General features: G+C 62.6%; 16 protein-coding genes. 9 read left to right on the top strand and 7 right to left on the bottom strand.

Features of this window, described 5'->3' with window-relative positions; genetic code table 11:
• Positions 1–53: 53 nt before the first annotated feature.
• Positions 54–1505, top strand: a complete 1452-nt coding sequence (locus V2B23_RS07500; RefSeq protein ID WP_430949790.1) for a CCA tRNA nucleotidyltransferase — start codon at positions 54–56, stop codon at positions 1503–1505.
• Here V2B23_RS07500 and V2B23_RS07495 read toward each other — a convergent pair.
• The 3 genes from V2B23_RS07495 to V2B23_RS07485 all read right to left on the bottom strand — a co-directional run bounded on the left by V2B23_RS07495 (position 1502) and on the right by V2B23_RS07485 (position 4300).
• The gene (locus V2B23_RS07495; RefSeq protein ID WP_430949789.1) at positions 1502–2797 is read right to left on the bottom strand and encodes an MFS transporter; all 1296 of its coding nucleotides are present in this window, start codon (positions 2795–2797) and stop codon (positions 1502–1504) included. The genes V2B23_RS07500 and V2B23_RS07495 overlap by 4 nt on opposite strands.
• 26 nt (positions 2798–2823) lie before the next feature.
• On the bottom strand, positions 2824–3258 hold the full coding sequence (locus tag V2B23_RS07490) for an SRPBCC family protein (RefSeq protein WP_430949788.1): 435 nt from the start codon (positions 3256–3258) through the stop codon (positions 2824–2826).
• 100 nt (positions 3259–3358) lie between these two features.
• Entirely contained in the window at positions 3359–4300 is a 942-nt protein-coding gene (locus V2B23_RS07485; RefSeq protein WP_430949787.1) for an NAD-dependent epimerase/dehydratase family protein, read from the bottom strand.
• 152 nt (positions 4301–4452) lie between these two features.
• Between V2B23_RS07485 and V2B23_RS07480 the strand changes: the two genes are divergently transcribed.
• The gene (locus V2B23_RS07480; RefSeq protein ID WP_430949786.1) at positions 4453–5148 is read left to right on the top strand and encodes a TetR/AcrR family transcriptional regulator; all 696 of its coding nucleotides are present in this window, start codon (positions 4453–4455) and stop codon (positions 5146–5148) included.
• Positions 5149–5160: 12 nt separating this feature from the next.
• Positions 5161–5766, top strand: a complete 606-nt coding sequence (locus tag V2B23_RS07475) for a YqgE/AlgH family protein (protein ID WP_033235282.1) — start codon at positions 5161–5163, stop codon at positions 5764–5766.
• A gap of 1 nt (position 5767) precedes the next feature.
• Here V2B23_RS07475 and V2B23_RS07470 read toward each other — a convergent pair whose 3' ends face one another.
• Both V2B23_RS07470 and V2B23_RS07465 read right to left on the bottom strand, forming a co-directional pair.
• The gene (locus V2B23_RS07470; RefSeq protein WP_430949785.1) at positions 5768–6748 is read right to left on the bottom strand and encodes a bile acid:sodium symporter family protein; all 981 of its coding nucleotides are present in this window, start codon (positions 6746–6748) and stop codon (positions 5768–5770) included.
• Between the two features lie 4 nt (positions 6749–6752).
• Positions 6753–8006 carry an MFS transporter gene (locus tag V2B23_RS07465; RefSeq protein WP_430950201.1) on the bottom strand — a complete coding sequence of 418 codons (1254 nt, stop codon included), beginning with the start codon at positions 8004–8006 and terminating at the stop codon, positions 6753–6755.
• Positions 8007–8061: 55 nt separating this feature from the next.
• On the opposite strand from V2B23_RS07465, the gene V2B23_RS07460 reads away from it, so the two are divergent.
• Positions 8062–8730, top strand: a complete 669-nt coding sequence (locus V2B23_RS07460; RefSeq protein ID WP_430949784.1) for a FadR/GntR family transcriptional regulator — start codon at positions 8062–8064, stop codon at positions 8728–8730.
• On the opposite strand, the gene V2B23_RS07455 is transcribed toward V2B23_RS07460, so the two are convergent.
• Together V2B23_RS07455 and V2B23_RS07450 are read right to left on the bottom strand one after the other, a co-directional pair.
• Positions 8727–9683 (bottom strand): DUF1648 domain-containing protein, encoded by a 957-nt coding sequence (locus V2B23_RS07455; RefSeq protein ID WP_430949783.1) that lies wholly within the window; start codon positions 9681–9683, stop codon positions 8727–8729. The two genes, V2B23_RS07460 and V2B23_RS07455, sit on opposite strands and share 4 nt — an antisense overlap.
• A gap of 5 nt (positions 9684–9688) precedes the next feature.
• Positions 9689–10168, bottom strand: coding sequence for an SdpI family protein (locus tag V2B23_RS07450; protein ID WP_430949782.1), 480 nt, complete (start codon positions 10166–10168; stop codon positions 9689–9691).
• Positions 10169–10270: 102 nt separating this feature from the next.
• Here V2B23_RS07450 and leuS point away from each other — a divergent pair, with 102 nt between their 5' ends.
• The 5 genes from leuS (at position 10271) to V2B23_RS07425 (ending at position 17515) form a co-directional block, all read left to right on the top strand.
• A complete protein-coding gene (gene leuS / locus V2B23_RS07445; RefSeq protein WP_430949781.1) occupies positions 10271–13117 on the top strand; it encodes a leucine--tRNA ligase in 2847 nt (948 codons plus the stop codon).
• A 439-nt stretch (positions 13118–13556) separates the two neighbouring features.
• Positions 13557–15062 carry an MFS transporter gene (locus V2B23_RS07440; protein ID WP_430949780.1) on the top strand — a complete coding sequence of 502 codons (1506 nt, stop codon included), beginning with the start codon at positions 13557–13559 and terminating at the stop codon, positions 15060–15062.
• A 112-nt stretch (positions 15063–15174) separates the two neighbouring features.
• Positions 15175–15549 (top strand): nuclear transport factor 2 family protein, encoded by a 375-nt coding sequence (locus V2B23_RS07435; protein WP_430949779.1) that lies wholly within the window; start codon positions 15175–15177, stop codon positions 15547–15549.
• Between the two features lies 1 nt (position 15550).
• Positions 15551–16525, top strand: coding sequence for an alpha/beta fold hydrolase (locus V2B23_RS07430; protein ID WP_430949778.1), 975 nt, complete (start codon positions 15551–15553; stop codon positions 16523–16525).
• A 33-nt stretch (positions 16526–16558) separates the two neighbouring features.
• Positions 16559–17515, top strand: a complete 957-nt coding sequence (locus V2B23_RS07425) for an SMP-30/gluconolactonase/LRE family protein (protein ID WP_430949777.1) — start codon at positions 16559–16561, stop codon at positions 17513–17515.
• Positions 17516–17561: the final 46 nt, after the last annotated feature.

Below are 17561 nucleotides of genomic sequence, written 5' to 3'. Positions count from 1 at the left end.
CGCGTTGATATGCGCGTTCTGCTATTTGCGCACCTTAAGTAAGCTCAATCGACGTGACTGCCCCTACCTCCGATGCCGATCGCCGTGCACGGCTCCTTGCCGACGCTTCCGACACATTGCGCACGCTCTCCGATGTGTTGACCCCACTGGGTGAGCGCTTCGCAGCGGCCAGCCACGAGCTGTACCTGGTGGGTGGCAGCGTGCGCGACACAATCCTTGGCCGGTTCAGCGGTGATCTCGATTTCACGACGGACGCGCGCCCCGAGAAGGTGCAGGCTCTGCTCAAGGGCTGGGTCGACAAGCAGTGGGATACCGGGATCGACTTCGGCACGATCAGCGCCATCAAGGACGGCCAGGAGATCGAGATCACGACGTTCCGGGCCGATGCCTACGATCGTGTGTCGCGTAATCCGGTAGTCCAGTACGGCGAGAACCTTGCCGACGATCTGGTGCGACGCGATTTCACGGTCAACGCGATGGCCATGGCGATCGGCGCCGACGGTTCGTTCACGTTTGTCGATCCGCTGAACGGCATGGACGCTCTGCTCGCCGGGGAACTCGATACGCCGTCGGCTCCCGAGAACTCGTTCAACGACGATCCGCTGCGGATGCTGCGCGCCGCGCGGTTCGTATCGCAGCTTGGTTTCACGTTGAACAATCGCGTTTTCGACGCCATCAAGGACATGGCTTCGCAGATCGAGCGGATCACGGCCGAACGCGTGCAGACCGAGCTCAACAAGCTGATGCTCGGCATGTACCCGTTGGACGGCATCAACGTCATGGTCGATTCCGGTTTGGCGGATTACGTGCTGCCCGAGATTCCGCAGATGAAGCTCGAGATCGACGAACATCACCAGCACAAGGACGTCTACCAGCACTCGCTGACGGTGCTGCAGCAGGCCATCGACCTCGAAGATGGTGACCCCGACCTCGTATTACGTTGGGCTGCACTGCTTCACGACATCGGCAAGCCGGACACCAAGCGTAACGAGCCCGGCGGCGGCGTCAGTTTCCATCACCATGAGGTTGTCGGTGCCAAGCTGGTGCGCAAGCGTTTGCGTGCGCTCAAGTTCTCCAAGCAGATGGTGGACGACATCTCGCAGCTCGTGTTCCTGCACTTGCGTTTTCACGGTTACGGCAAGGGACAGTGGACGGACTCTGCCGTGCGGCGGTACGTCACCGATGCCGGTGAACTACTCCCCCGGTTGCACAAGTTGGTGCGCGCCGACTGCACCACCCGCAACAAGCGTCGGGCCGCGCAGTTGCAGGCCACCTACGACGACATCGAAGAGCGGATCGCCCGCATCGCCGAGCAGGAAGACCTCGCACGGGTACGACCGGACCTCGACGGCAACGCCATCATGGAACTGTTGAACATTCCCGCCGGTCCACAGGTGGGCAAGGCGTGGTCCTTCCTCAAGGAGTTGCGTCTCGATCGTGGTCCCCTCGACCGGGACGAGGCCGAGGCTGAGCTGTTGAAGTGGTGGGCTGCTCAGCAGTCCTAGCCTTCTCGCTTTGTGCGGTTGACCAACACCGCGGACAATCCGGCGGCGTAGACGCCCGCACCGGCAAGGGCCAAGCCGACGCTCTTTCCGTCGGGTGCGATCACTGTCGACGCGGCGGCGATCGCACCGATGAACGCGACGTTGAACACGGTGTCCTGCAAGGAGAAAACCTGGCCACGCCGGTTGTCGTCGATGTCGATCTGCATCGCGGCGTCGCCGGCCAGTTTCACGGTCTGACCGGCAATACCGAGTAGGAATGCGGCGATCAGGAGTGATCCTTGCGTCAGTGTGGTGACAAAAACGAGTTGGATGATCACCGCGGCCGTCAGTGCGTAGGTGACGGTTCGCGGGCGACCGAGCCGCGGGATTACGAACGGTGTGATCAGTGCGGCGATCAGCATGCCGATGGCCGTAGCGCCCACGGCAACACCGAATCCCGCCATTCCGCCAGGGAGCGCTGAGCCGTTCGTCGTGTCCCGAAGCACCAACACCATGATCAGAGTGTTGATGCCGAAACAGATTCTGTGCGCGCCGATTCCGATCATCGTGGTGGTGACGCCGGGAGCCTGCCAGACGGCGGTGGCTCCGGTTTTCAGACCAGTCAGAACGGAATGCAGAGCACCCGTGTCGACTCTTTCGGAGGTGGTGGGGCCAAGGGACCTGGCGGTGAACCGTGCTGCCGCCACAGCTGCGACGGCCGATCCGACAGCAGCGCACGCAACGGCGATTGCGGACGCCCGATCACCGGCACCCACAATCCCGATAATGCTCACCGCCGCGGTTGCGCCCAGAGCCGACACCACCGAACCTGCGGTTGTGAGAACGGAATTGGTAGCCACCAACCAGGATTGCCGTACCACTTTCGGTAGTGCAGCAGAGACACCGGCGCCAACAAATCGGCTGACCCCGATCGCCGCCAACGCGCACAACAGCAGCGGCGTGTCCCCTCCCCCGGTGGCGAGCAGAACAGCGGTCGTCAGGATCAACAGCCCACGCAGAACACTTGCCCACAGCAGGACGAGGCGCCGGTCGAGGCGATCGAGTAGCGCACCCGCGAACGGACCGATAATCGAATAGGGCAGTAGCAGTACGGCAAACCCCGCCGCAATCGCCACCGGATCCGTCTCGCGTTCCGGGTTGAACAGGATTGCGCCGCCCAGCGCGGCTTGGAACAGCCCGTCGCCGAACTGGCTCGAGAAGCGGACGAGGGCCAACCGTCCGAGGCCCGGGGACTCGCGCACGGTGTGGAGCGTCCGGGACCAAGCCTCGCGGCGGTTCGAGGCTGGGGTCATGTAGTGAAACTCTAGCGGGAATCGGACTATCGGTCGGCGAACCGCTCCCGCAGCGCATCGAGGCCAACCAGGTACACATTGTCGCCGAAGGCGTTCTCCACGACGGGGATGATCTCGTCGCCGCCGTCGTAGGTGGCGGTCCATCGAACTTCACACCCGTCAGGCGTGGGCACTACTTCGATGCGGGCAATGTAATTCTTGACCGGAAGTGGTTGGTCGAGTAACTCGTAGCTGTAGGTTCGGCCGCTGTTGTCATGCTCGATCAACTTTTCACGTGCCACGACGTTGCCGTCGACCATGAATCGGCGTACGGCACCTGGCGTGGTCGGGTCTGCGTTTTCTTCCATTTCGGAGGGTGGAACACGCGGGTGCCAGGATGCGAGTTCGTCGAATCCTTTGATCACAGACCAGATCTGGTCCGGTTCGATGGGCAGAGTGGTTGTTCGTAGAAGCGTGGGCATAAGTACCTCTCTAGTGCTTCGCTCGGTGTGACGTGGACACTAGGGAGCTCGTGCAGCGTGTGGGAACGCAAATCCCATTCATCGGAAAGGTGCGTGCTCGTCAGGCTGCAGCGACGCCGGCCTGTTCTGCTCGCCACCAGCCGACGGTTTCGCGTGCGGCCTGATCGAGCGGGGTCGGCGCGAGTCCGAGGAGGGTCTCGCTGGCAGTCGAATCCATCACGAAAGGCTTGGTGAACTGGTAGTTCATTTCTGCCAGTTCGCGGGTATCGGTGTGCACCTTGCCGAGGGTGTCGAGAACCCAGGCCGGGAGTACGCCCACCTTGGCGGCTGGGGCTCCTGCGGCGTCGGCAAACGCCTCGGCAATGGTGCGTTGGGTGAGCGCGGGTGCGGTGGGCGCGTGCAGGACGGAGTTCCACAGCTGCGGGTTGTGTGCCGCGGCGATCATGGCTGCCGCGAGATCGGGAACGTAGGTGAAGGAGTGCGGCTGATCTGCCGATCCGATTACCCGAATCTTCTTTCCTGCCATCACTTTCGGAACCATGCGTTCGCCGGCGTGAGCGGTGCGCACGTACGGGCCGAAGAAGTCCGACGCCACCACGCTGACGGTGGGTGTGGCAGAGGCTTCGCGGGCACGCAGTAGCGCCGCGCGCACTCCGCGCTTACCGCCGCTGACGTTGCGGGGGTCGGATTCCGTCATCACGGTGTCGGAGTTGTAGGCGTAGAGGCTTTCGGGGAACACCACAACGGCATTCAGCGAGGCCGCGACGTCGAGGACGACTTTTTCTGCTGCGGGGAGTTCACGTTCCCAGTCCGCGGCGTTGTAGGCGGCATGAATGCAGTGGTAGATCGCGGTGGCGCCCTCGGCGGCAGTACGCAGTGCGTCTCGATCCGACACATCGACGCGCCGACGCTCGATCCGTGGGTGCTGCGGTCCGCTTCCGGATCTGGTCAGGAGGCGGACGTTGATCCCCTGCTCGGCGAGTTGAAGCGCCACGGTGGATCCGACAGGTCCTGCGCCGGTGACGATTTCGAGGTTCGACATGATGACTCCTACCTAGATTCATGGGTGCGAGAGCACTGCTCTCGATTTCTAGGATGCGCTTCGATGATTGCAATGTCAAGAGCACTGCTCTCTTTTATTGACACTGCTCTCGTTTGTTGGCTCTGCTCTCGGAATTGAGGCAAGCTGTTCCCATGGCCGGTACCCCCCGCGAACGCGCGCGTGAACAGACCTTGCAGGACATCACCCGGATCGGCCGCGAACATCTGGCGGCGGTCGGGGCTGCGGCTCTGTCGCTACGCGCGGTGGCGCGAGATCTGGGCGTCGTATCCTCGGCGGTCTACCGGTATGTGGCAAGCCGCGACGAACTGCTCACCCTTCTTGTCGTGGATGCTTACACGGAGCTGGGCGCCGAAGTGGATGCTGCGATGAATGCTGTTGCGGCAGATGACTATCGGGAGCAGTTTCTGGCGTTGGGCCGTGCGGTGCGGGTTTGGGCGATACGCGAACCCGCCAGGTACGGATTACTGTTCGGCAGTCCGGTGCCCGGCTACCGCGCCCCCGGCGAGCAAACCACTGGGCCGGGCACGCGGGTGGTCACCAGGTTGATCGCGATAGTCGACAGCGCGTATCGGGCGGGTGCTCTCACGTCGTTCCCCGACGCAGCAGTCGGTGAACCTTTGAGGTCGGATCTCGAACGTGTGCGTGCGGAGATGGGCGTCGAATTGCTGCCCGCCGCAATCACCCGCGGAACCTTGGTGTGGGTGTCGCTGTTCGGTTCTGTGAACTTCGAGGTGTTCGGGCAGTATGGATCGGACACCTTCACCGAACCGGCCGAGCTTTTCGAGCGGCACCTCGCCTTGCTCGCGGGAATGGCGGGCTTGGAGTGAGATGATGTAGGTGTGTCGCACGCAGAAGAACCCGAAGACCGTATGGCCTGGATCGAACCCGAGGTTGGGCCAGGCAGCTTGTTGGTGTCGTCTACCGACCTCGTTGAACCTGCGTTCCGCCGCACCGTCATCTACATGATCGAACACAACGACGCGGGAAGTCTTGGCGTCGTGATCAATCGGCCGAGTGAGACTACCGTGCAGAACGTCCTTCCGCAGTGGGCGCCGCTGGCCGCCAATCCGTCTGCCCTGTACGTCGGCGGGCCGGTGAAACGCGATTCCGCGCTGTGTCTCGGCACTGCGCGCAACGGGGCAATCATCGACGGTGTCGCCGGTTTGCGGCGCGTCGACGGCAAGGTCGTGATGGTGGATCTGGATTCCGATCCCAACGTGATTGCTCCGCTGGTCGAGGGAATTCGTATCTTTGCCGGGTATTCGGGTTGGACTGTGGGTCAGCTTGATTCGGAACTCGAGCGCGACGACTGGATGGTGACTGCCTCCCTGCCGTCGGATGTTGTGACACCGTCGCGGATCGATGTATGGGCGCGGGTGCTACGACGCCAACCCTTGCCGCTGGCCATGCTGGCTACGCATCCCATCGAGGTCGAGCGGAACTGATCTAGCCAACTCTGATCGGATCCCGGTTCGCGAAGCGTTGCGCCAGCGCGGCACACACGATCAGCTGGATTTGATGGAAGATCATCAGCGGCAACACGATCAGGCCGACGGGTTGACCCGCGAACAGGACAGCCGCCATCGGTAGACCCGTCGCCAAGGATTTCTTCGATCCGCAGAAGATGATGACGATCTGATCGGGTAGATCGAACCCAAGCCTGCGCCCCGCGAAGGTTGTCACAGCAAGCACTACCGCGAGGATCACGCAGCAGACCACCGTCAGGATCAGGATCTGCCAGATCGTGATAGTGCTCCAGATGCCTTCCTTCATGCTCTCACTGAACGCCGCAAAGACAACAAGAAGTATGGATCCGCGGTCGACGTACTTTGTTGGCTCTGCGTACTTTTGAAGCCAGCCGATCACCAGTGGCCGGATCAGCTGGCCGATGATGAACGGGATCAGCAACTGCACGACGATGTCGAGGATCGACGAGAAATCGACGGTTGCCTCGCCGGTGGTGTTCATCAGCAGCACCACCAGGAGCGGTGTGATGAAGACGCCGATCAGGTTGGAGAACGACGCACTGACTATCGCGCCAGCAACGTTTCCCTTGGCAATTGACGTGAAGGCGATCGACGACTGAACCGTCGACGGAACCAGGCACATGTACAGGATGCCGGTGTACAGCTCGTCGCTGATCAGCGTCGGCGACAGGAATCGCAATGCCAGGCCGATCAGCGGGAACAGGATAAACGTCGACGCCAAGACGACGCTGTGCAGCCGCCAGTGTTTGACGCCCTTCCAGGCTTCCTGCGGCGAGAGGCGGGCGCCGTAGAGCAGGAACAGGAAGCCGATGGCGATCTTGGTGGCCCAGTCGAGCACTGTCTCAGCGGTGCCCGATACCGGGAACACACTTCCGAGCACGGCGGCGATGATGATGCCGAGGATGAACCCGTCGATGTAGAACCTGCTGAGAAACTTCACCTGGCTAAGGATAACGACGTGCGGCGCGGGCGTTGAAGGTCATCACGACCAGGCACAAGAGTGATCCGATGATCGAGAGTTCGATGATCGCGGTCTGCATCCCTTGGACGGTGATGGCGATGCCCGCGAGAATGGACGGTATCGCCAAACCTGCATAACTGACCGTGAAGAACGCAGCGAGGATGGCGCCGTGGCTTTCGCGGGCGTGTGCTCGCGCCGCGGCGTTGACTCGTTTCATGCCGCCGGCAAAAACCAATCCGTGCCCGGCGCCGACCACAATGGTGACAACACTCAGCAGTGCGAGGCTCGGAACGATGTCGACGACAAGTAGTCCGATCATCCCGAGCGCCAGAATTCCGAGGCCGACGATCGTGGACGCACGAGGGTCCATCCGGCTGCCGCCGAGTTGAGCGATCACGGAGCAGATCATCACCAGTGCGGCAGCGCCGCCGGCAAGCAGAAGATTGTTGATCCCGAGCAAGCTGGTCATCCAGGACGGGACGACGGATTGGAAAAGACCAACGGCTCCCCAGGAGAGCGCGACCGCCAGTGAACTGAGCCAGAACGTCCGCTGGATTACCGTGGGAACGCGGGGAATCTGGAACAGGCTCTTCGGGCGAGCGGTTCTTGTGCCGCGCGGCAGCAGCAACAGAACGATCAGGGCGGGAACAAACGCGACAAGGAAAATCAGGTACGGCAGGCGCAGTGGTTGGGGCAGGTACTGCGCGATTGCGCCGGAGACGAGTGGCCCCAGTGCGCCGCCGAGTGCGCCCGTCACGGTGGAGACGAGGGCTGCACGACGGTGATCGAACGTCGGTTCCTGTTCCACGAGCGCCGCACTGCCGGCCGCGCTGACCGCGCCCACCGCAATTCCTTGTGCGATCCGACCGAGAAACAGCCAGACGGTGGCGTCGGCAAAAGCGAGGACAAGCGTTCCGACGACGCTCAGAGCCAGCGACATCAGGAGCACGGCGCGTCGGCCGAGGAAGTCGGAGAGTGGGCCGAAGAACAGCAGGGCCGGCACCAACCCGGCGACGTAGACGCCGTAGATGAGCGTTTGGATCGTGGGCGTGAATCCGAACTCGCTGCGGTAGAGCCCGTAGACGGAGGTGGGCATGTTCGCGCCGAGCAGGATCACGGTGAGGACGTAGCCGACACCGTAGAAGTGTCGATTGGTCCGGCGGGCGGCGCTTTGCGCGGTGAGTGCTGTCGTGGACGTGGGAAGCCCCTCCTCAAATACATGGGTCGTCCTACGTATCGTAAGGGAGCGGAACGAATGGCGCGAATGGCGCAAATGCTGTGAGGATGGGCAGATGACTGTGGTTCGCAAGGAATCGGCGTACGAACAATCCCTCGAGTGGATGCGTGCGCAGATCGCGGATGGTTCGTGGACCGTTGGCAATCGCATCCCGACGGAGCCGGAGCTGATGAGCGTCCTGGGCGTCGGGCGGAACACTGTCCGTGAGGCAATCAAGACCCTGACATCTACGGGTGTGCTCGAGATCAGGCGGGGATCGGGCACTTTTGTCCGGGCGCGGACGGATATCGGCGGTCTGCTGGGCCGGCACGCCGGCGTCGAGGAGATGACGTACGTCTTCGAGGTGCGTCGGGCGCTCGAAGTCGAGGCGGTTCGATTGGCGTGCGAGCGGCGCACGGACGAGGACGTCCGGATCCTGCGTGAGCTGGCGGAGAAACGAGATCACGCCGGGGCCGATTTTGTCGAGGTCGATCTCGGCTTCCACATCGCGGTAGTGGAGGCCGCACACAATCCTGTTCTGAAGGACCTGTTTGCCGGCATCCTCGAAACGGTCCGCGCTACCTACGACGTGACGGAAGGTGTGCACCCGCCGTCACTGACGTCGCTGCATCACCGCGGTGTCGCGGCAGCCATCGAGGATCGAGACGTCAACCGAGCCCGCAGTGCCGCGTGTGGCTATCTCGAGAAGACGAAGGAAGCGATCGGGTCGAGCGCGATCGATTAACCGATCCGGGCGTCGGCGAGGCTGTTCAATGCGCCGGCGATGTCGTCGGCTTTCGGGGTGGTGATGGTGAGCTTGTCGCCGCCCGCAAAAGTGATGACGACTGCGGGGCCGGTGCGTGTGACGATGCCGTAGTTGCGACGCCCTTTGCTCTTGAGTCCCCAGCCGCCGAAATCCGCAAATGGCTTGATCTCCGCGACCTTGGCACCGACAACCTCGTCGACGCCGTAGGTCATGGCAGGCATGCCCATGTTGAACACCTTGATCTCGGTGGCGTCGACAACAACGCGGAAGCGAACGAGGGTCACGCAGAACACTGCAAGCACGAGGAACAGCGCCAAGAACCAGGTGGAGCTGATCAGGCCGAGGATGATTCCGGGCGTCGCCATGATCAGTCCGAAGATCACGGAACCCTGGGTGGAGAACCCGACGTCGTCGGTGATGGGTAGTGAGGCGTCGCTTCGGGGCAGAGCGCGGTTAGGAGCTTCGGTCGCCGCAGTGCGTGGGCGATAGTCGCGTAGCAACGACGCTCCGAGCAGGCCGACGACGCATCCTCCGAGCGCTCCGGCCGCGAGGGCTCCGATGGGTGCGGGAACGGACGACGGGTCGGCCACATCGAGTTGAGCGTGCAGCGATGCGAACTGACCACCGGTGATGAGCCCCACCACGATCAGGCCGACCACGATCATGAATCGACGCATCATGAGCATCGCGGGTGCGAGAGCTGCGATTGCCGAGAGTCCGCCGCCGAACAGAATGGTCAGCAGAGCAAACGTCCACGCACTGGTGATGGGTGCCGCAAAGCCGTCGGCCGACGTCATGGACCAGTGCGTAGCGATTTTCTCGGGGAGGCGGGGTTCCCATATTTTTGTCAGTGCAACGCCGCCGAGCGCGCACAACACGGGAATCACGAGACCGAAGAATGCTCCGGCGGGATCAATTACACGATGTTTCACGTGAATCAATGAGTCGGCTGGCAAGCATCCTTGAGCGAGCAGGCACCGCAGGAACCGGTGCCGCAGTCGGCGGCATTTGCCTTGGCTTCGGGGGTTTCCGCTGCGGGTTCTTCGGTGTGTCCGCAGTTGCAGTCGTTACCGCAACCGCTCTGCTCGGGCAGGGCTGCGGCCGCGCGGGCACCGATGCTGCCGCCGAAACCAGCGGTGAACACTGCGCCCACCACGGCGACGAGGGCGATGCCGAGACCCATGGCGGTGCTCATCGTCAGTGCGGCGATGCCGCCGAGAACGAGGAGGCCTGCCGCAGCGGCCATCGTCGGGCCGGCCACCTTGTTGGCGAGCGCAAACGATTCTTCGCTTCGCAACGTATCCGGGGTACGGATACCCGCCCAGCGGTTACGCGGAAGCTTGCCGATCAGTCCGGCAACAGCGACTCCACCAACGGCAAGAGCGAGCACGAACAGCACTACAGCAACAACGATCACCCATACAGGATAGGCGCGAGTGGAGTTGATGGTATGCCCGGGTGGCGCAGGCTCTACCCTGGTTAACGGTATTCAACGGCAGCCAAGTAGATAGCGACCACAGTGACCGAGTCTCCGCAGTCCCCCGATTCACCAGTCGACGCCACCCCGCAGCACCGCTACACCGCGGAGCTTGCCGGCCAGATCGAGCAGCGCTGGCAGGACCGCTGGAGCGAGGAGGGCACGTTCAACGCGCCCAATCCGGTCGGTCCGCTGTCCTCCCCCGACGGCGTGCCCGCCGACAAGCTGTTCGTTCAGGACATGTTCCCGTACCCCTCGGGTTCGGGTCTGCACGTCGGCCACCCGCTCGGCTACATCGCCACCGACGTCTTTGCGCGCTTCCATCGCATGCACGGCCGCAACGTCCTGCACACCCTCGGCTACGACGCCTTCGGTCTGCCGGCCGAGCAGTACGCCGTGCAGACGGGCACTCACCCGCGCACGACCACCGAGGCGAACATCGCCAACATGAAGCGCCAGCTCCGACGCCTGGGCCTGGGCCACGACGAGCGTCGTAGCCTCGCGACGACGGACGTCGACTTCTACCACTGGACGCAGTGGATCTTCCTGCAGATCCACGGCGCGTGGTACGACAAGGCGGCCGGCAAGGCGCGTCGTATTTCCGAGCTGGAAGCCGAGTTCGATTCCGGTGAGCGCACTGTCGAAGACGGCCGCGACTGGGCTTCGCTGACGGTGGCCGAGAAGGCCAAGGTTGTGGACTCGTACCGCCTTGTCTACCAGTCCGATTCGATGGTGAACTGGTGCCCCGGTCTGGGTACCGTGCTGGCCAACGAAGAGGTCACGGCCGACGGTCGTAGCGATCGTGGCAACTTCCCCGTCTTCCGCAAGCACCTCCAGCAGTGGATGATGCGCATTACCGCGTACTCCGACCGCCTGGTCGACGATCTCGAGTACCTGGATTGGCCCGACAAGGTCAAGGCCATGCAGCGCAACTGGATCGGCCGCTCCTATGGTGCCGAAGTTACCTTCGCGGCAGGCGAATACGGCGTTGATGTGTTCACGACGCGTCCTGACACGCTGTTCGGTGCCACCTACGTGACGCTGGCTCCCGAGCACGATCTGGTCGACAAGCTTGTTGCCGACGAATGGCCCGAAGGCGTCGACGCACGCTGGACCGGTGGCGCGACTACTCCCGCGGAAGCTGTTGCGGCCTACCGTAAGTCGATCGCCGCGAAGACGGATCTCGAGCGTCAGGAAAACAAGGAGAAGACCGGCGTCTTCCTCGGTTCCTACGCGATCAACCCCGTCAACGGCCACAAGGTTCCGGTCTTCATCGCCGACTACGTGCTGACCGGATACGGTACCGGCGCGATCATGGCTGTTCCGGGACACGATCACCGCGACTGGGAGTTCGCCAACGCTTTCGGTCTCGATATTGTCGAAGTTATTGCCGGCGGCGATGTTTCGGAGGCCGCCTACTCCGGTGACGGCGCTCTGGTGAACTCCGACTACCTCGACGGCCTGGATGTGGCGGAGGCCAAGGCCACCGTCATCAGCAAGCTCGAGGAATCCGGCCACGGCAAGGGCACCATCCAGTACAAGCTGCGCGACTGGCTCTTCGCGCGTCAGCGTTACTGGGGCGAGCCTTTCCCGATCGTGTACGACGCTGCCGGAAACGCGCACGCTCTGCCGGATTCGGCTCTGCCCGTGGTTCTTCCGGAGGTCGAGGACTACGCACCCGTGTCCTTCGATCCGGACGACGCCAACTCCGAGCCCTCTCCCCCGCTGAACAAGGCAACCGACTGGGTCAACGTCGAACTCGACCTCGGTGACGGCCTGCAGACCTACCACCGCGACACCAACGTCATGCCGCAGTGGGCCGGTAGCTCGTGGTACCAGCTGCGCTACATCGACCCCACCAACCAGGACACGTTCTGCGATCCGCAGAACGAGGCCTACTGGACGGGTCCGCGTCCGGAACTGCACGGCCCCAACGATCCCGGTGGAGTCGACCTGTACGTCGGTGGCGTCGAGCACGCAGTGCTGCACCTGCTGTACTCGCGGTTCTGGCACAAGGTGCTCTTCGACCTGGGCTATGTGTCCTCGAGCGAGCCGTACCGTCGCCTCTACAACCAGGGATACATCCAGGCCTTTGCGTACACGGATGCCCGCGGCGTCTACGTGCCCGCCGAAGAGGTCGTCGAGCGTGACGGCAAGTACTTCTACGACGGCGCCGAGGTCAACCGTGAATACGGCAAGATGGGCAAGAGCCTGAAGAATGCCGTTGCACCGGACGAGATTTGCGCAGAATTCGGTGCAGACACTCTCCGTGTCTACGAGATGTCGATGGGTCCGCTGGACACCTCGCGTCCCTGGGCGACCAAGGACGTCGTCGGTGCTTCGCGCTTCCTGCAGCGCGTGTGGCGTGTTGTCATCGACGAAGAGTCCGGCAAGCCCCGCGTCACCGACGAGGCCCCGGGTGAAGAGACGTTGCGTGCCCTCAACAAGGCGATCGCCGGTGTCAGCGAGGATTACACCGCGCTGCGCGACAACACGGCGGCCGCAAAGCTGATCGAGTACAACAACCACCTCACCAAGGCCTTCCCCGGGGGCGCTCCGCGCTCCGCCGTCGAACCGCTGGTGCTGATGCTCGCTCCGCTGGCCCCGCACCTCGCAGAAGAGCTGTGGTCACGCCTGGGTCACACGGAATCCCTTGCGCACGGCCCCTTCCCGGCCGTCGAGGAGAAGTGGCTCGTCGAGGACACCGTCGAGTACCCGATCCAGGTCAACGGCAAGGTGCGTAGCCGCATCAGCGTCCCGGCCGACGCCGATCGCAAGGCCGTCGAGGAGATCGCGCTGGCCGACGAGAAGATCGTTGCCCTGCTCGAGGGCAATGCACCCCGCAAGGTGATCGTCGTGCCCGGCAAGATGGTGAACATCGTTCTGTAGGGCCTTCGGCCCCGTGCGCCCTTTTGGTAGTTCCCACTACCAGAAGGGCGCACTTTTTTGTCTCGCGGCTCTGCAAGTACTGGTTGGTCGGTATTCAGCCGTCGGCGGCGACCCCTTCCCTCTCGACATCGCCAACCCGAACCGGTGAATGGTAGGAACCCGACCGTGCGTTTTAGTTTGAGCTGAAAATCGTTGCCTTGGCTCACAATCCGGCCTCTGCTCGGCTCGCGGGTGAAGCTGCTTGTCAGTCATTGTCCCGATTGTCCCGCTCCGCGGAACATGCCATAGCGCGCGTTCGACTCGAGGACTGTGATGCACATAACACGTTGCCGAGATCGGTAGCTGTCGTTCCACTGCACTTCCCAGCAAGGCCCCGGTCGTCGGTATTCGTCAGGGGGTCAATCGAATTCGCAGGTGTCCTCGAAAGGAATCTCCAGCCATGGCGTCTGAAGTCCACAGGTCCGGTTCGTCTCCCGGTGTGCCCGAACCGACATCGATACCGGAGCGGTGGACTCCGCGACTGGTGTTCTCGCTGGCGTCGATAGTTCTGCTTCTCGAAATGCTCGCGGTGAGCTACATGATGATTTCCACTGCGCTGCCTGCAATCTCGGTGCACTATCAAACGACGCAGGGAGCCTGGCTGCTCACGTCGTTCCTGCTTCTGGGTGCGGTCGCGTCCCCACTTCTCGGCAAGCTTGCAGACATGTACGGCAAGCGAAAGATCCTGCTCCTGGCGGTTGCAGGTGCGGCCGTCGGATCCTTCATCTCGGCGATAGCGCCGAGCTACGCCGTCCTGATTCTGGGCCGGTCACTGACAGGTCTGCTCGTTCCCTGCCTCTTCCTGAGCTACTCCCTCATCCGAGATGTGTTTCCGCCGAAAACCGTTGCGCTGGCTGTCAGTATCGCAACGTCCGGTATGGGTCTCATCGCTATTCCCGCGCCGTTCCTCACGGGTTGGTTGATCGACAACCACGGTTTCCGGAGCATCTTCTGGTTCTTTTTCATCGGTTTGATAATTCTTGGCGGCATGATCTTCGCTTCGACGGCGGAATCTGCTGTGCGACTACGCTCGTCGGTCGATCTGATCGGCGCGGCGCTCCTCGGATCGGGTATTGCAGGAATTCTGGTCGGCGTCAGCTTCGGTCCGACCTGGGGCTGGAAGAGTGGTTCGACTCTGGCCTATCTGATCGGCGGCGTCGCGCTACTGATCGCGTGGGTTGCCTCTGCCCGCGCCATCCGTGAGCCGCTGATCGACCTGCGCTACTTCGGAAAGCGTTCGGTGATGCTGACCGCCGTCGGCGCAGGGTTCTGCTACGGCGCTTCGGGCGTATTCACGATTCTGCTACCGATGATGGTGATGACCCCGGCAGTTCTCGGGTTGGGATACGGATTCGGTGTCACGGCAGAAGGATTCGCGATCTTCCAGGCACCGCTGGGCGGCATGGTGGTGGTCGGTGGCTTGATCGTCGGCTTCCTCGTGGGCCGTAACATCCGACCTCGTCTGCTGATGATCATCGGCATGACCCTCATGGCGGTCGGATTCACCTTGACAGCGACCATCCACGACAACAAGCCGCTGCTCATCATCTTTGCCGGAATCTTCGGCGTCGGTATGGGTATGGGCTACGCCTCCATCCCGAACCTGCTCATCGAAGCGGTACCGCCGCAGTTGCAGGCCTCCACGGCAAGCATGGTCGCGGTCTTCCAAAGCATCTTCCCCGCGGTGCTTCCCGTCATCGCCTTCACGGTTTTGAACTCGCATATCGCGATGGCCATGGAAGGTGCGGTGTTCTACACCGACGAGGGAATGCGAATCGCGTTCCTGATCGGTGCTGTCGCTGCCGCTCTCGGTGCGATCGCAGCTGTGTTCCTTCCGAAGCGGATCGTTCAGCTCGGCGCGGAGGACGGAGTGCCGCAGGAAACTTCCCTCCTGCCTGCTCACTAGACCTTCGGCCCCGTGCGCCGTTCTGGTAGTTCCCGCTACCAAAACGGCGCACAGGGCAGAGCCCTGGGTTATCCTCGCGAATAGAACCTGTTCTAACTACGAGGGGTAGACCATGGCACCGTCCGCAGAGGTAATCCGCAAGACCGTCGACGCCTACATCGAGACAGTTGCCACGGGCACTGCCGCCCAGGTTGTCGCCCTGTATGCCGAGGGTGCAACCGTCGAAGACCCGGTAGGCACCGACGTGCGCACCACCCGCGAGTCCATTCTCGAGTTCTACTCCGTGATCGAGAACTTCGACCAGGAAGCTCACCTGCACACCCTCCGCATTGCCGGAAACGAAGCAGCATTCCACTTCTCGCTGATCACCAAGCTCGGCGAGCAGACGCTGACCATCGCACCCATCGACGTCATGACCTTCGACGACGACGGCAAGATCCTGTCGATGCGCGCGTTCTGGAACCAGGAAGACATGATCACCAGCTGACATGACAGTACAAACGATCGACGTCGACGGATTTCGTTGGCAATTCGATGATTCGGGATCGGGAACAGCTGTAGCTTCCGCAGCAACGGTGGTGATGTGTCACGGCTTTCCCGGCCTCGGGTACAGCTATCGGCATCAGTCGACGGCCCTGGCAGACGCGGGTTTTCGGGCGATTGCGCTCGACATGCCGGGTTACGGCGGTACTACACGCCCCGATGCGATCGACGAATACACCAACGACGCGGTTGCAGCCCGGCTGATCGCGTTTCTCGACGCTCTCGGAATCGACAAAGCCGTGTTTGTCGGTCACGATTTTGGCGCGCCGGCCGCGTGGACGACCGCTCTGCGCTACCCGGATCGTGTTGCAGGGCTGGTCTCCTTGGCAGTTCCCTATGCGCCGGACCGGTTTCCGGCCAAGCCGTCGACAATCTACGCCGCCATGGCACGCAAGCACTTTCTGCACATCCACTATTTCCAGGAACCCGGTGTGGCGGAGCGGGAACTCGACGCCCAGCCGCGTGAATTCCTGCAGCGACTCTTCCACGCCTTGTCCGGTGCCTACCGATACCTCGATGTCTGGGATCACCCGGCCGAGGGAAACGGTTACCTGGACGTACTTCCCGAGGCGCCCGCGTTGCCGTGGTCGTGGCTCACGGAAGAGGACTTCGATGTCTACGTAAAGACCTTTACTGCAACAGGATTCACCGGTGGGTTGAACTGGTACCGAGCGTACGACGCCAATTGGGAACGCAATGAGGATCTCGACGGCGCCCACATCGGTGTTCCGATGCTGTTCATCGCCGGCGCCGAAGATCCGGTCATCACGATGAGTGGACCCCAGGCGCTTGACCGGATGAAGGACACCGTGCCTGACCTGCGGGGCGTGCATCTTCTGGGCGGTGCCGGGCACTTCGTGCAACAAGAGCGCGCGGATGAAGTCAATGAACTTTTGATCTCGTTTCTTCGGGGTCTCTAGGCGTAATCCGGCAGAAGGTCTAGCGTTGCGCAGATGCGGACCAGGATCTTCGATCACGGTATTCGGATAGGTATCACCGGCGCTCTGGTTGCCGGTTCGCTTCTGGCGCTGGGGGTGTCCGGCGCCGAGGCTGCTCCCCTCTGTCCGGGATCGTCGCCTGCGGTCCTGCGTGCGCAAATTCCGGGCGCCGCCCTCGAGGGCGTCACCGTGGACGGGCAGGGCCGCCTGTACACAACAGACTTGGTGAGCGGGCGCATCTTTCGCGTCGATGCGCCGGGTGCGGCGGCAGTCCCGATTGCGACGGTTCCGGGTGGCGCGGGTGGGTTGGCCTGGGATACGGACGGTTCGCTGCTGGTGGGCACGGGAGCAAACGCGAGCGTGTTGATCGGTGATCTGACGCGGGGCGCTTCGGTTGCGCGTGTCGATGTGAATTCGGGTGCCGTGACGCCCATTGCCGACGGTCTGAGCGCTGCAAACGGTCTTGCCGTGGCACTTGACGGAACGATCTATGCCACCAATGATTTCGGCTCTTTGATCGGAAAGGTCAGCCCCGACGGAGCCGTCGACCCGGCGTGGGCGAGCCTCCCGAGTGCTAACGGTGCCGCGCTGAGTTCCGACAATCGCTGGCTCTACGTGTCGCGCACGTTTGCCAATCCGGGGGTCAGCCGCATCTCCGTCGACAATCCAGCATATTCGGAATCGTTGGTCGATCTCGGTGGGCTCGAAACCTTCTCTGCACCAGACGGTTTGACCTTGGATTCGTATGACCGGGCGATCGTCCCCACGGACATCAGTGGCGAGGTATGGCGTGTCGACGGCCCCGGTCAGTACTGCGCACTCACCCGCGGACTGCAGGCGTCGAGTGTGTTGACCTACGGACGCGGCAATTCCGGATTTGCGGCCGGACATCTCTACCGGGCCGGGTTCGACGGCCGGATCTTCGAGATTCCGGCCGGTTTCGACGCGGGTGCGGAGGCCGCGACACCGTAAACCGCGTTCACCTACTTCTCGACTACTGCTGCCGGGAGTGCCCAAA

Source organism: Rhodococcus sp. 24CO, assembly GCF_050586165.1.
In the GTDB taxonomy this organism is placed as follows: domain Bacteria; phylum Actinomycetota; class Actinomycetes; order Mycobacteriales; family Mycobacteriaceae; genus Rhodococcus_F.
This window is presented reverse-complemented; position numbering and strand designations above follow the sequence as displayed.

What these genes read in the sequence shown, in the direction of transcription:
- V2B23_RS07495 (WP_430949789.1), bottom strand. Translation starts at nt 2,797, where the DNA reads ATGACCCCAGCCTCGAACCGCCGCGAGGCTTGGTCCCGGACGCTCCAC.
- V2B23_RS07490 (WP_430949788.1), bottom strand. Translation starts at nt 3,258, where the DNA reads ATGCCCACGCTTCTACGAACAACCACTCTGCCCATCGAACCGGACCAG.
- V2B23_RS07485 (WP_430949787.1), bottom strand. Translation starts at nt 4,300, where the DNA reads ATGTCGAACCTCGAAATCGTCACCGGCGCAGGACCTGTCGGATCCACC.
- V2B23_RS07480 (WP_430949786.1), top strand. Translation starts at nt 4,453, where the DNA reads ATGGCCGGTACCCCCCGCGAACGCGCGCGTGAACAGACCTTGCAGGAC.
- V2B23_RS07460 (WP_430949784.1), top strand. Translation starts at nt 8,062, where the DNA reads ATGACTGTGGTTCGCAAGGAATCGGCGTACGAACAATCCCTCGAGTGG.
- V2B23_RS07440 (WP_430949780.1), top strand. Translation starts at nt 13,557, where the DNA reads ATGGCGTCTGAAGTCCACAGGTCCGGTTCGTCTCCCGGTGTGCCCGAA.
- V2B23_RS07435 (WP_430949779.1), top strand. Translation starts at nt 15,175, where the DNA reads ATGGCACCGTCCGCAGAGGTAATCCGCAAGACCGTCGACGCCTACATC.
- V2B23_RS07430 (WP_430949778.1), top strand. Translation starts at nt 15,551, where the DNA reads ATGACAGTACAAACGATCGACGTCGACGGATTTCGTTGGCAATTCGAT.
- V2B23_RS07425 (WP_430949777.1), top strand. Translation starts at nt 16,559, where the DNA reads ATGCGGACCAGGATCTTCGATCACGGTATTCGGATAGGTATCACCGGC.